Raw genomic sequence first — 13,732 nt, 5'->3', positions numbered from 1 at the left:
CGCGCCCAAAACGTCACACCCCCTCGGTACTGTCCAACCATGACCCACTTCGACGTGGCGACCGCGGCGGTCGAGGCTGCACTGGCCGCCGGGGCGCGATATGCCGACGCGCGTGTGATGCACCGGCGTTCCGAGTCGATGACCGCCAGAAACGGGGAGATCGAGGAGCTCAGCCAGGACGAGGACGCCGGCGTCGGTGTGCGCGCGTTGATCGGTTCGAGCTGGGGGTTCTTCGCCGTTCCCGATCTGGGGCGGGACGCCGCCAGACAGGCCGGTGAGCGGGCGACGGCGATCGCGCGGGCTTCCGTGAGGGTGCCGGGGCCGCCGGTCGACCTGGTCGAGGTCGAGGCACGGACGGACTCGTGGGCGAGTGCCTGCGAGGTCGACCCGCTGGGCGTGGCGCTGTCGACGAAGGGCGACCTGCTGACGGGCGCGACGGCCGAGTCGCACAAGGCCGGCGCTGACATCGCCGAAGGGCTTTACCAGATCTGGGACACGCGGAAGTGGTTCGTGTCCTCGCAGGGGCACCGGATCGACCAGCACATCAGAGAGTCGGGCGCGGGCATCTCGGCGACGGTCATCGGCGACGGCGAGACGCAGCGCCGGTCCTATCCGTCGTATCGGGGGCAATACGGCACACGCGGCTGGGAGCTGGTCGACGAGCTGGACCTGCAGGCGCACGCCGCGCGGATCGCCGAGGAGGCGCGGGCGCTGCTCAGCGCGCCGCACTGCCCGGCCGGCGAGACGACGCTGATCCTGGGCAGCGAGCAGATGGCGCTGCAGATCCACGAGTCGGTGGGGCACGCGATCGAGCTGGACCGGATCCTCGGCTGGGAGGCGGCGTTCGCAGGGACGTCGTGGCTGGAGCTTTCGAAGCTCAACCAGCTTCGGTACGGGTCAGAGCTCATGAACATCACCATCGACCCGACGATCCCGGGTGCCCTGGGCTCGTTCGGATACGACGACGAGGGGACGCCTGCCGAGCGCCGGTTCGCGGTCCGCGACGGGATCTGGGTCGGCACGCTGGCCGGGCGTGACTCGGCAGCGGTCGCCGGGCTGGACTACGCGGGCAGCGTGCGGGCCGACGGCTGGGCGCGCCTGCCGATGGTGCGGATGACCAACGTCGGACTGGCTCCCGGGCCGCACACGCTCGAAGAGATGATCGCCGCCACCGACGACGGCGTGCTGATGGACTTCAACCGGTCCTGGTCGATCGACGACAAGCGGCTCAACTTCCAGTTCGGCTGCGAGATCGGCTGGGAGATCAAAAACGGCAAGCTCGGCCGGATGCTGCGCAACCCGACGTATACCGGCATCGGCCCCCGGTTCTGGGGCTCGATGGACATGTTGTCGTCGGACGTGACGGCGTGGGGCACACCCAACTGCGGCAAGGGCCAGCCGGGCCAGATCGGGCACACCGGGCACCCGGCCGCGGCGGCCCGGTTCACCAACGTGCGGGTGGGGGTGCGGGGATGAGCGCGACGGTGTCGGAGACCGACCTGGCGCAGCGGGTGCTGGAGCTGGTCGACAGCGGCGTCGAGGCCGAGGTCGTGGTCGAGCACGCGGCGTTGGCGCTGACCCGGTTCGCCAACTCGTACATCCACCAGAACGTGACCGACGAGACCACGACGATCAGGCTACGGCTCCACGCCGACGGCCGGACCGCGACAACCGCGACGACGGTGCTGGACGGTCTCGACGATCTGGTGCGGCGAACGCTGGCCTCGATGCGCCAAGCGCCGGCCGACCCGACGTGGCCCGGGTTGACCCCGTCAACGCCGACGACCTTCGGCGGCAACGTCGACGAGGAGACGGCCACGGCCTCGCCGGACGAGCGGGCGGCCCGGGTTCGCGCGTTCGTCGACCAGGCCGCCGGGATGGAGGCGGCCGGCTACTGCCGCACCGCCGCGGCGCGGATCGTCTACGCGAACTCGGCGGGCCAGCACGTGAGCGGTGCGAAGACGAGCGCGGCGATGGACGGCATCGCCCGGACCGGAACCTCGGACGGGCTGGCCCGGCTGGCGTCGGTGCGGCTCGCCGACATCGACGGCGCGGTCCTCGGCGCGCGGGCGGCGGCCAAGGCGCGGGCGGGTGCCGATCCGGTGGAACTGCCGCCGGGGCGCTACGAGGTCGTGCTGGAGCCGACGGCGGTCGCCGATGTGCTGCAGATGCTGGGGGTGTACGGGTTCAACGCGAAGATGGTGCTCGACCGGCAGTCGTTCCTGGAGCTGGGCAAGGCGCAGTTCGACCCTTCGGTGACGGTGGTCGAGGACGCCACAGCGCCCGACTCGACGGCACTGCCGTTCGACATCGAGGGCACGCCACGACGGCGGGTCGTGCTGGTCGACGGCGGGACGTCGAGCGCGGTGGTCCACGATCGGCGGACCGCGGCGCGCGCCGGCGGTGTGGCGGAGTCGACGGGGCATGCCATCCCGGGCGGGGCGAGCTTCGGCGCGGTGCCGTCGAGCATGCGGCTGCTGCCGACCGACGGACCTGCGCCGACAGAGGTCGACGGGCCGGCCGCCGACTCGAGCGTCTCCACGCTCGTCGCCGAGGTCGAGCGCGGGCTGCTGGTGACCGACAACCACTACACGCGGGTGCTCGACCCACGGACGCTGGTGGTGACCGGGCTGACCCGCAACGGCGTCTGGCTCATCGAAAACGGCGTGATCACCACCCCGGTGCGGAACTTCCGGTTCACCCAGTCCTACCCGCAGGCGCTCGCTCCGGGTGCGGTGCTGGGCATCGGCACGCGCGCCATTGAGCTGCCGGGACCGTGGAGCGAGGCCGGATTCATCGCGCCCGCGCTGCGGCTCGCGTCATGGAACTACACCGGAGGCGCCTCGGGCTGACCAGCGGGAGAGCCGCCGGGCAACGACCGGGGACGGAGGCGCACTGACCGGCACGGGGTGCGCCTCCGCGGTGTCCTGCGCCGAAGGCCCCGGGTGCTCGGCGAGCTGGGTGAGCGCGCTACCGGAAGCAGCGGCCCTGCTGGGCCCGACGCCTTGCCGGGGTCGAGGGGGCGGCTGAGGGTCGATCCCCGGCTGAGGTCGAGGGACGGCCGGAGCCGAGGGACGGCGGCGGTCGAGCGACCGGAGGCACCCAAAACCGGGCCCTGACCAGCACCAGGCACACCGCCGACCCGCTAACGACACCCCGGCCGGCAAAGCCCCGAAGCGGCTCCGCGGCCGGTGCAGAGACATGAACCAGCCACCCGTGCCCGAATCCGCCGCCCGACGGTCCCGGCAGCGGGCGCTGAACCCGCCCTGGTAGCGGGCGCGGCGTCATCGCACGAGGGTCGGTCCGGCAGCGTGTCCCCTGGGGCTGGAGTGAAGTTCTCCACAACGGACGACGGAATATCCGGAAGGTCTTTCGTCATCGAGCCGACACACGCCAGACTCCCAACGCACGACGCTGCGGTGATCGGGCGTAACGTGTGCACCGACTACAGATCGGTACATCGGAGAAATCTTCCACAAGACCCTAGCCCGTCCAGGGAGCACTCACCATGACGACCACGCCTACCCGGCCTCGGTCAGCCTTTGGCGCCGGGCCGCGCGCCGCGATCAGCGCAAAAACGTTGCGGACGGACGGGTGGCGGGTCTCCCCGCTGTCCATCGCGGCGATTCTGCTGTTCTTCATCGTCTATTCGACGATTCGCATCTTCATGGCGAAGTGGTACTTCGTCGAGCCTTACGGCTACTTGACCCCGCTCTATTCGCCGTGTCTCAGCGACTCGTGCGTGCCGGGATCGTCGCACTTCGGCACGCCGTTCGGGGAGTTCCCGGCCTGGCTCCCGCTCGGCCTGGCCGCGTTCCCGATCGTCGCCGGATTCCGCGTGACCTGCTACTACTACCGCAAGAGCGGCTACCGCTCGCTGTGGATGTCGCCACAGGCGTGTGCCGTGCAGGAGCCGCACAAGAAGTACAGCGGCGAGACCCGCTTCCCGCTGGTCTTCATGAACTCGCACCGCTACTTCTTCTACCTGGCCGCGGTCATCCTGTTGGTCAACATCTGGGACGCCCTGCACGCGTTCAAGGGCGCCGACGGCGGGTTCGGCATCGGCCTGGGCTCGCTGATCATCCTGGTCAATGTGACCGCGCTCGCCGGCTACACGGCATCCTGCCACGCGTGCCGCCACGTCATGGGCGGGCGCCTCAAGCACTTCTCGAAGCATCCGGTGCGGTACCAGCTGTGGACCCTGATCTCGAAGCTGAACACCCGCCACGGCACGTTCGCGATGACCTCGCTGTTCACGGTCCTGCTGACCGACGCGTACATCATGGCCGTGTCAGCCGGCTTGTTCAACGACCTCCGCATTTTCAACTAGGAAGCCCCCGATGACGAACATCGAGCGACACACCTACGACGTCGTGGTGATCGGCGCCGGCGGCGCCGGCCTGCGGGCCGCGATCGAGGCCAGGCTCGCGGGCAAGAAGACCGCCATCATCTCCAAGTCGTTGTTCGGCAAGGCGCACACCGTCATGGCCGAGGGCGGCGCCGCCGCGGCGATGGGCAACGTCAACGCCAACGACAACTGGCAGGTCCACTTCCGCGACACCATGCGCGGCGGGAAGTTCCTCAACAACTTCCGCATGGCCGAGCTGCACGCCAAGGAGGCCCCGGACCGCATCTGGGAGCTGGAGACCTACGGCGCGCTGTTCGACCGCACCAAGGACGGCAAGATCAGCCAGCGCAACTTCGGCGGCCACGAGTACCCGCGCCTCGCGCACGTCGGTGACCGCACCGGCCTGGAGCTGATCCGCACGCTGCAGCAGAAGATCGTCTCGCTGCAGCAGGAGGACTTCGCCGAGCACGGCGACTACGAGGCCCGGATCCGGGTCTTCCAGGAGTGCACGATCACCGAGCTGTTCGTCGAGAACGGCGCGATCTCGGGTGCCTTCGGCTATTACCGCGAGACCGGCGAGTTCGTGCTCTTCGAGACGTCGGCGATCGTCCTGGCGACCGGTGGCGTCGGCAAGTCGTACAAGGTGACCTCGAACTCCTGGGAGTACACCGGCGACGGCCACGCGCTGGCCCTGCGCTCCGGCGCGACGCTCATCAACATGGAGTTCCTCCAGTTCCACCCGACCGGCATGGTCTGGCCGCCGTCCGTCAAGGGCATCCTGGTGACGGAGTCGGTGCGTGGTGACGGTGGCGTGCTGCGCAACACCGACGGCAAGCGGTTCATGTTCGACTACGTCCCCGACGTCTTCCGCAAGCAGTACGCGGAGACCGAGGAGGAGGCGGACCGCTGGTACTCCGACCCGGACAACAACCGGCGCCCGCCGGAGCTGCTGCCCCGTGACGAGGTCGCCCGCGCGATCAACAGCGAGGTCAAGGCCGGCCGGGGCACCCAGGCGGGCGGCGTGCTGCTGGACATCGCGAGCCGCCTGCCGGCCGAGCAGGTCCGCAAGCGGCTGCCCTCGATGTACCACCAGTTCAAGGAGCTGGCGGATGTCGACATCACGAAGCAGCCGATGGAGGTCGGGCCGACCTGCCACTACGTGATGGGTGGCGTTGAGGTCGAGGCCGACTCGACGGCGGCAGCGGTGCAGGGCCTGTTCGCGGCCGGTGAGGTGTCCGGCGGCATGCACGGCTCCAACCGGCTCGGCGGCAACTCGCTGTCCGACCTGCTGGTCTTCGGCAAGCGCGCGGGCGAGTTCGCGGCGAACTACGCGACCGAGGCGGGCCGGCGCAAGCCGAGCGCGGCGGCGGTCGAGGGCGCGGTCGAGACTGCGCTGGCGCCACTCACGCGCGGGGAGGGCGGCGAGAACCCGTACACCCTCCACCACGAGCTGCAGGAGATCATGGGCGCGCTCGTCGGCATCATCCGCCGCGAAGGCGAGCTGCAGGAGTCGATCGGCCGGCTCGCGGAGCTGAAGGAGCGGGTCAAGAAGGTCGGTGTCAGCGGCGGCCGCAAGTACAACCCGGGCTGGCACCTCGCACTCGACCTGCGCAACATGCTCATCGTCTCCGAGTGCACCGCGAAGGCCGCGCTGGAGCGCGCCGAGTCGCGGGGCGGGCACACCCGTGAGGACTTCCCGAAGATGGACCCGAACTGGCGTCGGGTCAACCTGGTCTGCTCGCTCGACGGCGAGGACGTCCGGCTGGAGCGCAAGCCGCTGCCGGTGATGCGCCCCGAGCTCCAGGGTCTGTTCGACCGGAGCGAACTGGCCAAGTACATGACCGACGAGGAGCTGTAATGGGCACCAAGCGCCATTTCCGTGTCTGGCGCGGCGACGACACGGGGGGATCGCTGCAGGACTTCCAGGTGGAGGTCAACGAGGGCGAGGTCGTGCTCGACGTCATCCACCGGCTGCAGGCCACCCAGACGCCTGACCTGGCCGTGCGCTGGAACTGCAAGGCCGGCAAGTGCGGCTCGTGCTCGATGGAGATCAACGGCAAGCCGCGGCTGGGCTGCATGACGCGGATGTCGACGTTCGCCGACAACGAGACCGTCACGGTGACCCCGCTGCGCACCTTCCCGGTGATCCGTGACCTGGTCACGAACGTGAACTTCAACTACCAGAAGGCGCGCGAGCTGCCCGCCTTCGCGCCCCCGAAGGACCTGGAGCCCGGCGAGTACCGGATGCAGCAGGTCGACGTGGAGCGCTCGCAGGAGTTCCGCAAGTGCATCGAGTGCTTCCTGTGCCAGAACGTGTGCCACGTGATCCGCGACCACGAGGAGAACAAGCCGGCCTTCTCCGGCCCGCGGTTCTTCATCCGGGCCTCGGAGCTCGACATGCACCCGCTCGACACGCGCACCGATCGCAAGGAGCTGGCGCAGGCGGAGCAGGGCCTCGGCTACTGCAACATCACCAAATGCTGCACCGAGGTGTGCCCGGAGCACATCAAAATCACTGACAATGCGATCATCCCCATGAAGGAACGTGTTGTCGATCGGAGGTACGACCCCGTGACCTGGCTTGGGCGCAAGATCTTCCGCCGTGACCAGCTCGACGACCCCACCGCCGGGCGCGCCGCGGCGACCGGGACCAGCGTGGCGACCCGGTCCGGGGATCCGGCGACCGCGGACACGAGCGCGGGCTGGCACCAGGAGGGCCCGCTGCCGCAGGCCGCTCCCGTCGGCCCCGACGGCAAGCTCACGGTCGCCGAGCTCTACCTCGACCGCGCCGCGGCCGCCTCGCCGTTCGGCGACGACCAGGAGTTCCCGCTGCCGCCGGAGAAGCTGCGCTACCAGCACCCGTCGGCTCCCGACGGGGACGCACACGGGCACCGCTGACCGACACTGTGGCGATCGGGCCTCTGCCGTTACGGCAGGGGCCCTCGCTGCATCGCGGCGGCGTAGCGGTCCGTGACCTTCGACTGGACAAGTTTCGCAACGGGGTTGCCGAGCTTCACCCACCACTTCGCCGGTCGGCTGAACGCCCGGATGTCGAACCACACGTCGCCGGCCCCGTCGGTCGAGAGCAGGAACGACTCCTCGCCGGTCTCCACGTGCCCCGGCAGCGTGCCGAACCCGAACCCGTAACGGTCCGGCTCGTCGACCACCCACACGATCAGGCACGGCACCCACAGGCGCAGCGGTCCGATCCCGATGCCGGTGGCGAACTCCACCCCGGGCCCGGCGGTCTCGGCGTCGGTGCGCACGCGCAGCCCGGCGCCGCGCTGCGGTTGCCAGTGCGCCAGGCCTGCTTTCGCGGCCGCGAAGACATCCGGCCCCGACCCGAGCCGCACCCGGCGCGTCACGTGCAGATAGCCGGGCGGCATCGGCCCTTCGCGGGTCGCGCCGACCTCGGGATAGGTCACGGTCACGCGGACGACGGTAGCAACGGCCCCAGCGCCGCCACGATGGGCGCGTCGGCGGGCAGCCACGGCACACTGTCCAACTCGTCGTGAGAGAGCCACCGCAGGTCACTGTGCTCCAGTGGTACCGGCTGAGCCCTGTTGACGAGCGTCGCGAGGTACACCCGCAGGATCGCGCTGCCGTTCAGCATCGAGATGTCGGCACCGACACGCTGGCCGACCTCGATCTCGACCCCGAGCTCCTCCTGGCACTCACGGACCAGGGCCTGCTCCTCGGTTTCGCCGGGGTCCACCTTGCCGCCCGGGAACTCCCATTTTCCGGCCATTTCGGGCGGCTGGGCGCGCTCGCAGGCCAGCACGCGGCCGTCGGAGATGATCGCGGCGCCGACGATGATCCTTGGCATCAACCGTTCGGTCTGCACGGGCATCCAGGGTGCCAGATCGAAATGAAGTTCCGGTGGCGGGCTCTGCCCTGTTGTTCACCAGACGAGGGAAATGTGACCGTGGACAGATCCACCGGTTGCTCGGCACACTTGCAGACACCGTTGATGACGGGCAGGCTTCGAAACGGCCACAAGCCGGCAACGATGCCGATGGAGGGTAGGTCGACATGCGGGCCCGGTGGAGCGACGATCACCGCGACTATCTCAGCGACGCACTGGCGTTGCTGCAAGGCTGGACACACGACGGCGGCGAGATCCGCCGGACACTCCATCTCGACGACTCCCAACACGCGGCACTGACGGAGCGAATGAAGGTGGTCGCGGACGCCCTGCAGGTGCGTCCCGATGTGCGCCGCCTGGACGGCCGCACCCAGATCCGCCTCCGCATTCCGGGCACCACGGATTTGTCCCCGGGCGAGGTGACGCTGGCCGCCCGCATCGAGGACATGTACAAGACCATCATTGCCGGTGCGGCCTGATCCGGGCTAGGCCCGTTCTGAGTGTTCCGCAAGCGGCGGCGCAACTTTAGGTAACGATTCGGCCACCCATAGAGCGGCGTGCGGCCCCCGGATACGGCAAGTAACGACAAATACGGCAAACCCCAGGGCCTAGCGCGCACCGCGTCCCATCCGAGTGGCGGCTCGCGCCACTCGGATGGGACGCGGCATCCCAGAGCGGGGCCCGGGGTCATCTCAGACGTTGAAGCGGAACTCGACCACGTCGCCGTCCTGCATGACGTAGTCCTTGCCCTCGATGCGGACCTTGCCGGCGGCCTTCGCGGCGGCCTGCGAACCGGCCGCCATGAGATCGTCGAAGCTGACCACCTCGGCCTTGATGAAGCCGCGCTGGAAGTCGGAGTGGATCACACCCGCCGCCTCGGGGGCCGTCGCACCGATCGGGACCGTCCAGGCTCGGGTCTCCTTCGGGCCGGCCGTCAGGTACGTCTGCAGGCCCAGCGTGCGGAACCCGACCCGGATCAGCTGGTGCAGGCCCGGCTCCGGCTGGCCGATCGACGCCAGCAGCTCCAGCGCCTCCTCCTCGTCGAGGTCGGTGAGCTCCGACTCGATCTTGGCGTCGAGGAAGATGGCCTCGGCCGGGGCGACGAGCGAGCGCAGCTCGTCGAGGAACGCCTCGTCGGCCAGGCCGGCCTCGTCGACGTTGAACACGTAGAGGAACGGCTTGGCGGTCAACAGGTGCAGCTCGCCCAGCTCCGACGTGTCAAACCGGCCGCCGTAGAGGGTCGTGCCCTCGTTGAGCAGCTCGGCGGCGGCCTTCGCCGCGGCGGCCACCGGGGCCCGGTCCTTGCGGACCTTGGCCTCCTTCTCCAGCCGGGGCAGCGCCTTCTCGATGGTCTGGAGGTCGGCGAGGATCAGCTCGGTGTTGATCGTCTCGATGTCGTCGGACGGCGAGACCTTGCCGTCGACGTGGACCACGTTGGGGTCGGAAAAGGCCCGAACCACCTGGCAGATCGCCGACGCGTCCCGGATGTTGGCGAGGAAGGCGTTGCCGCGGCCCTGGCCCTTCGAGGCGCCTCGCACGAGACCGGCGATGTCGACGAACGACACAGGCGCCGGGACGATCTTCTGCGAGTCGTGCAGCTCGGCGAGCCGCGCCAGGCGGGCGTCCGGCAGGCCGACCACGCCGACGTTGGGCTCGATGGTCGCGAACGGGTAGTTCGCGGCGAGCGCGTCACCCTTCGTCAGGGCGTTGAACAGGGTGCTCTTGCCCACGTTGGGCAGGCCGACGATGCCGATGGTGAGTGCCACGACATGTCAGCTTACGCAATGCTCGAACGGCGCTCCCGTGAGCTGCTCCGACACCTCCCACAGGCACCGGGTCCGGTGGCCGCGTGGAGGACAGTATGGTGGCTCGACGTGGAAGCGGACGCGGTTCGACAGGCGGCGTCGCCGGGCACCGTCGGCAGCATCTCCCGGCAGCTCACCGAGCTCGGGTTGCCGCGGGGCGCGACGGTGATCGTCCACTCCTCGCTGTCGCGGCTCGGCTGGGTCGCCGGCGGCGCGCAGGCCGTGGTGCTCGCGCTGCTCGACGCGCTCGGGCCGGACGGCACGCTCGTCATGCCGACCCACTCGCGCCAGCTCACCGAGCCCGCCGACTGGGGCAACCCGCCCGTGCCCGAGTCGTGGTGGGACGTCATCCGGCGGGAGACGCCGCCGTTCGACCCGCAGGTCACGCCGACGTACTTCATGGGTGCCGTCGTCGAGTGCTTCCGGCGCTTCCCGGGCGTGCTGCGCAGCAACCACCCGACGGTCTCGTTCGCCGCGCTCGGGCCGCTGGCGGAGCGGATCACCGCCGGGCACACGCTCGACGACGGGCTCGGCGAGGGCTCACCGCTCGCCCGGCTGTACGAGCTGGACGCCTGGGTGCTCCTGCTCGGCGTCGGCCACGACAACAACACCTCGCTGCACCTGGCCGAGTACCGGGCGAAGGCGCCGAAGCGGTACCTGCGCCAGGGTTCGCCCGTGACCGTCGACGGTGAGCGCCGCTGGGTCGAATACCGCGAGCTCGCCGACGACACGTCACTGTTCAAGCTGATCGCGGCGGACTTCGCGACCGTCACCGGCAAGGAACTGGTGGGCCCGGCCGGCGCCGGCACCGCCCGGCTCATGCGCCAGCGTGACCTGGTCGACTTCGGCGCGCGCTGGCTGTCGTCACGAGTGCGCTGACAGGTCCGCTGTGCGGCGGCGTGACGGCCACACCGGCCCACGCGAGCCCCGGCGTCCCAACAGCCGGTATGGCTGCTGTTCGGCCGGTTCCAGGAGCTCCGTGTCGTCGAGCGCACAGCGCACTCTACGAACACGGGGTCGGCGGGCCACTGCCCGCCGACCCCCGTGATGACGCCTCCCGTCAGGCCTGAGCCAGCGGGTTGGTGCTCGGGTCCTCGAACGTGACGGTCTCGAACGTGCCGTCGCCGTCCTTGTCGGTGACCGTGACGTCCTTGTCGCCGTCGCCGTCGGTGTCCCGCACCACCGAGTCGGCGACCCCGTCGAAGTCGTCGTCGCGCACGTCGGTGTCCGCCTTGCCGTCACCGTCGGTGTCGGCGACGACGCGGTCGATCAGCCCGTCGCCGTTACGGTCCAGGGCCGCGACGTCCGGGGCGCCGTCGCCGTCGGTGTCGACGAACACGGCGTCGAACTCGCCGTCGCTGTTGAGGTCGACGACCGTGGTCTCCAGGCTGCCGTCACCGTCGGTGTCGATCGCGACCGCCTCGGCGACGCCGTCGCCGTCCTGGTCGTACACGACCGACTCCGCGACACCGTCGTGGTTCTCGTCGACCGCGTAGATGACCGAGCCGTCCTCACCCTCGGATACGGTGACCTCGGGGTCGCCGTATCCCGCGCCGGCCTGCTCCGCCTCGGCGGCGCCGGCGGTGTCGTACTCACTCATGGTGCTGTCTCCAAATCAGGGGGTTTCGGCTCGCTGGTGAGACCAACCTAGACAACGGATCACCCCGGGAACTCCCGCAAACGTGCCAGCAGAGCGTCCGCTAACGGACACCTGCCCGGAGCCGGCCGGCCGGTATCCGACCGATACCTGAGTGACGCCGACACTCGCGTCCGAAAACCGCCAGCCGGGACCGTCCGGGCGGGGCAGGATTGAGCGCATGGAGCTCGACTTCGACACCTGCCGCAATGCGGCGACCAGCCGTGACGCCCGGTTCGACGGGGTCTTCGTCACGGCCGTCAGGTCGACCGGCATCTATTGCCGCCCGTCCTGCCCTGCCATCACGCCGAAAGCGGAGAACGTCCGGTTCCTGCCCACTGCGGCGGCCGCACAGCGGGAAGGCTTCCGGGCCTGCCTGCGCTGCCGGCCCGACGCGGCGCCCGGGTCCCCCGAATGGGACATCCGTGGCGACGTCGTCGGCCGGGCCATGCGGCTGATCGCCGACGGCGTGGTCGACCGCGACGGGGTGCCGGGGCTTGCCGGGCGGCTCGGATACACCGAGCGGCACCTGCACCGGATGCTCACCGCCGAGGTCGGCGCCGGGCCGCTGTCGCTCGCTCGGGCCCAGCGGGCGCAGACCGCTCGGGTGCTCATCGAGACCACCCGGCTCGGGCTCGCCGAGATCGCGTTCGCCGCCGGTTTCGGCAGCGTCCGGCAGTTCAACGACACGATCCGGGAGATCTACGGCCGCACGCCGTCGGAGCTGCGGGCCCGCCGCAGCCTGCCCGAGCACGACGAGGGTGTGGTCTCCGTGCGGCTGCCGTTCCGCGCGCCGCTGCACGCCGAGGCACTGCTGTCGTTCCTCGAGGTGCGCGCGGTCGACGGCATCGACAAGGTCGACGCCGACGGCTACCACCGCGTGCTGCGCCTGCCGCACGGCACCGGGCGGGTGACGCTGCTGCCGAAGGAGGGGCACGTCGCCGCCACGCTCTACCTCGCCGACCTGCGTGATCTCGCACCGGCCGTGGCCCGCTGCCGGCGGCTGTTCGACCTCGACGCCGACCCGGCCGCCGTCGACGCGGTGCTCGCCGCCGATCCGGCGCTCGCCCCGCTCGTTCTCAAGGAAGAGGGGGTACGGGTACCGCGCGCGACCGACGGCTTCGAGATCGCCGTCCGCGCGGTCGTCGGCCAGCAGATCTCCGTGGCCGCGGCCCGGACCGTCCTGCGGAAGCTGGTCGGCGAGGCGTTCCCGACGGCGGAGGAACTGCTGGCGTTGCCGGACGAGGCGTTCGCCATGCCCGACGCGCGCCGGCGGACGCTGCGCGCCCTCGCCACCGCGGTCGCGGCCGGCGAGCTGGACCTCGACGGTGGCGGCCGGGACGAGACAGTCGAGCGGCTCAAGGCGCTGCCGGGCATCGGGGACTGGACCGCGCAGTACACCGCGATGCGCGCCCTCGGCGACCCCGACGCCTTCCTCCCGACCGACCTGGGTGTGCTGCGCGGCGCCCGCGCCGCCGGGCTGCCCGACGACCCACGAGCCCTGTCCGCACACGCCGAGCGCTGGCGCCCCTGGCGCTCGTACGCCGTGATCCGACTCTGGAGACTGCAATGACCATGTACTACGCCACGACCGACACTCCGGCCGGCCCGTTCACCACCGTCGTCGACACCGACGGCACCGTCCTCGCCAGCGGCTGGACGACCGACGTCGGTGAGCTGACCCGGCTGGCGAAGGTGACCGGAACCGCCGAGCGGCGCGCCGACGTCGGACCGGCGACCAAGGCCGTACTGTCCTATCTGGACGGTGACCTGACCGCCGTCGACGCGGTGCCAGTCCGGCAGCACAGCGGCGGGGAGTTCCTCAACCACGCGTGGGAGGTGCTGCGGGAGGTACCGGCCGGCGAGCCGGTGACCTACAGCGAGTTCGCCGTCCGGGCCGGGCGTCCGGCGGCGGTCCGCGCGGCCGCCCAGGCGTGCGCCCGCAACGCCGCCGCGCTGTTCGTGCCCTGCCACCGGGTGCTGCGTCTGGACGGCACGCTCGGCGGGTTCCGCTGGGGCCTGCCGGTGAAGCGCTGGCTGCTGGACTTCGAGGCTGCCGCATAGCCGGAATATGGGTT

The 13,732-nt window shown here is 70.4% G+C and carries 13 protein-coding genes; 9 read left to right on the top strand and 4 right to left on the bottom strand.

Translation table 11 applies throughout. The annotated features are described in order from the left end of the window. The first annotated feature begins 39 nt into the window (after nt 1–39). The 5 genes from Dfulv_RS05530 (at nt 40) to Dfulv_RS05510 (ending at nt 7,246) form a co-directional block, all read left to right on the top strand. Nucleotides 40–1,476, top strand: coding sequence for a TldD/PmbA family protein (locus Dfulv_RS05530; RefSeq protein WP_259861532.1), 1,437 nt, complete (start codon nt 40–42; stop codon nt 1,474–1,476). Next, a complete protein-coding gene (locus Dfulv_RS05525) occupies nt 1,473–2,852 on the top strand; it encodes a TldD/PmbA family protein (protein ID WP_259861531.1) in 1,380 nt (459 codons plus the stop codon). Before Dfulv_RS05530 ends, Dfulv_RS05525 begins: the two co-directional genes overlap by 4 nt. 656 nt (nt 2,853–3,508) lie before the next feature. Beyond that, nucleotides 3,509–4,330, top strand: coding sequence for a hypothetical protein (locus Dfulv_RS05520; protein ID WP_259861530.1), 822 nt, complete (start codon nt 3,509–3,511; stop codon nt 4,328–4,330). A 10-nt stretch (nt 4,331–4,340) separates the two neighbouring features. Further along, the gene (locus tag Dfulv_RS05515) at nt 4,341–6,206 is read left to right on the top strand and encodes a fumarate reductase/succinate dehydrogenase flavoprotein subunit (protein WP_259861529.1); all 1,866 of its coding nucleotides are present in this window, start codon (nt 4,341–4,343) and stop codon (nt 6,204–6,206) included. Further along, the gene (locus tag Dfulv_RS05510) at nt 6,206–7,246 is read left to right on the top strand and encodes a succinate dehydrogenase/fumarate reductase iron-sulfur subunit (protein ID WP_259861528.1); all 1,041 of its coding nucleotides are present in this window, start codon (nt 6,206–6,208) and stop codon (nt 7,244–7,246) included. Before Dfulv_RS05515 ends, Dfulv_RS05510 begins: the two co-directional genes overlap by 1 nt. Before the next feature lie 29 nt (nt 7,247–7,275). Here Dfulv_RS05510 and Dfulv_RS05505 read toward each other — a convergent pair whose 3' ends face one another. Together Dfulv_RS05505 and Dfulv_RS05500 are read right to left on the bottom strand one after the other, a co-directional pair. Further along, complete coding sequence (locus Dfulv_RS05505; protein ID WP_259861527.1) at nt 7,276–7,779, bottom strand: DUF1990 family protein; 504 nt, start codon at nt 7,777–7,779, stop codon at nt 7,276–7,278. Next, nucleotides 7,776–8,174 (bottom strand): (deoxy)nucleoside triphosphate pyrophosphohydrolase, encoded by a 399-nt coding sequence (locus tag Dfulv_RS05500; RefSeq protein ID WP_259861526.1) that lies wholly within the window; start codon nt 8,172–8,174, stop codon nt 7,776–7,778. Before Dfulv_RS05500 ends, Dfulv_RS05505 begins: the two co-directional genes overlap by 4 nt. 206 nt (nt 8,175–8,380) lie before the next feature. Between Dfulv_RS05500 and Dfulv_RS05495 the strand changes: the two genes are divergently transcribed. Continuing rightward, entirely contained in the window at nt 8,381–8,692 is a 312-nt protein-coding gene (locus Dfulv_RS05495; protein ID WP_259861524.1) for a 4a-hydroxytetrahydrobiopterin dehydratase, read from the top strand. Between the two features lie 213 nt (nt 8,693–8,905). Here Dfulv_RS05495 and ychF read toward each other — a convergent pair whose 3' ends face one another. Next, nucleotides 8,906–9,979, bottom strand: a complete 1,074-nt coding sequence (ychF, locus tag Dfulv_RS05490) for a redox-regulated ATPase YchF (RefSeq protein WP_259861523.1) — start codon at nt 9,977–9,979, stop codon at nt 8,906–8,908. 108 nt (nt 9,980–10,087) lie between these two features. Here ychF and Dfulv_RS05485 point away from each other — a divergent pair, with 108 nt between their 5' ends. Further along, nucleotides 10,088–10,897: an aminoglycoside N(3)-acetyltransferase gene (locus Dfulv_RS05485; RefSeq protein ID WP_259861522.1), complete on the top strand. Its 810-nt coding sequence runs from the start codon at nt 10,088–10,090 to the stop codon at nt 10,895–10,897. 181 nt (nt 10,898–11,078) lie between these two features. Here the strand turns inward: Dfulv_RS05485 and Dfulv_RS05480 are convergent, their stop codons facing one another. Then, a complete protein-coding gene (locus Dfulv_RS05480; protein ID WP_259861521.1) occupies nt 11,079–11,618 on the bottom strand; it encodes a hypothetical protein in 540 nt (179 codons plus the stop codon). A 217-nt stretch (nt 11,619–11,835) separates the two neighbouring features. On the opposite strand from Dfulv_RS05480, the gene Dfulv_RS05475 reads away from it, so the two are divergent. Together Dfulv_RS05475 and Dfulv_RS05470 are read left to right on the top strand one after the other, a co-directional pair. Continuing rightward, nucleotides 11,836–13,227 carry a DNA-3-methyladenine glycosylase 2 family protein gene (locus tag Dfulv_RS05475; protein ID WP_259861520.1) on the top strand — a complete coding sequence of 464 codons (1,392 nt, stop codon included), beginning with the start codon at nt 11,836–11,838 and terminating at the stop codon, nt 13,225–13,227. Continuing rightward, nucleotides 13,224–13,718 carry a methylated-DNA--[protein]-cysteine S-methyltransferase gene (locus Dfulv_RS05470; RefSeq protein WP_259861519.1) on the top strand — a complete coding sequence of 165 codons (495 nt, stop codon included), beginning with the start codon at nt 13,224–13,226 and terminating at the stop codon, nt 13,716–13,718. Before Dfulv_RS05475 ends, Dfulv_RS05470 begins: the two co-directional genes overlap by 4 nt. Nucleotides 13,719–13,732 lie beyond the last annotated feature (14 nt).

The sequence above is a fragment of the Dactylosporangium fulvum genome (assembly GCF_025137375.1).
GTDB classification, from domain to species: domain Bacteria; phylum Actinomycetota; class Actinomycetes; order Mycobacteriales; family Micromonosporaceae; genus Dactylosporangium; species Dactylosporangium fulvum.
The sequence above is the reverse complement of the archived record's forward strand: the minus strand, read 5'-3'. Positions and strand labels throughout refer to the sequence as shown.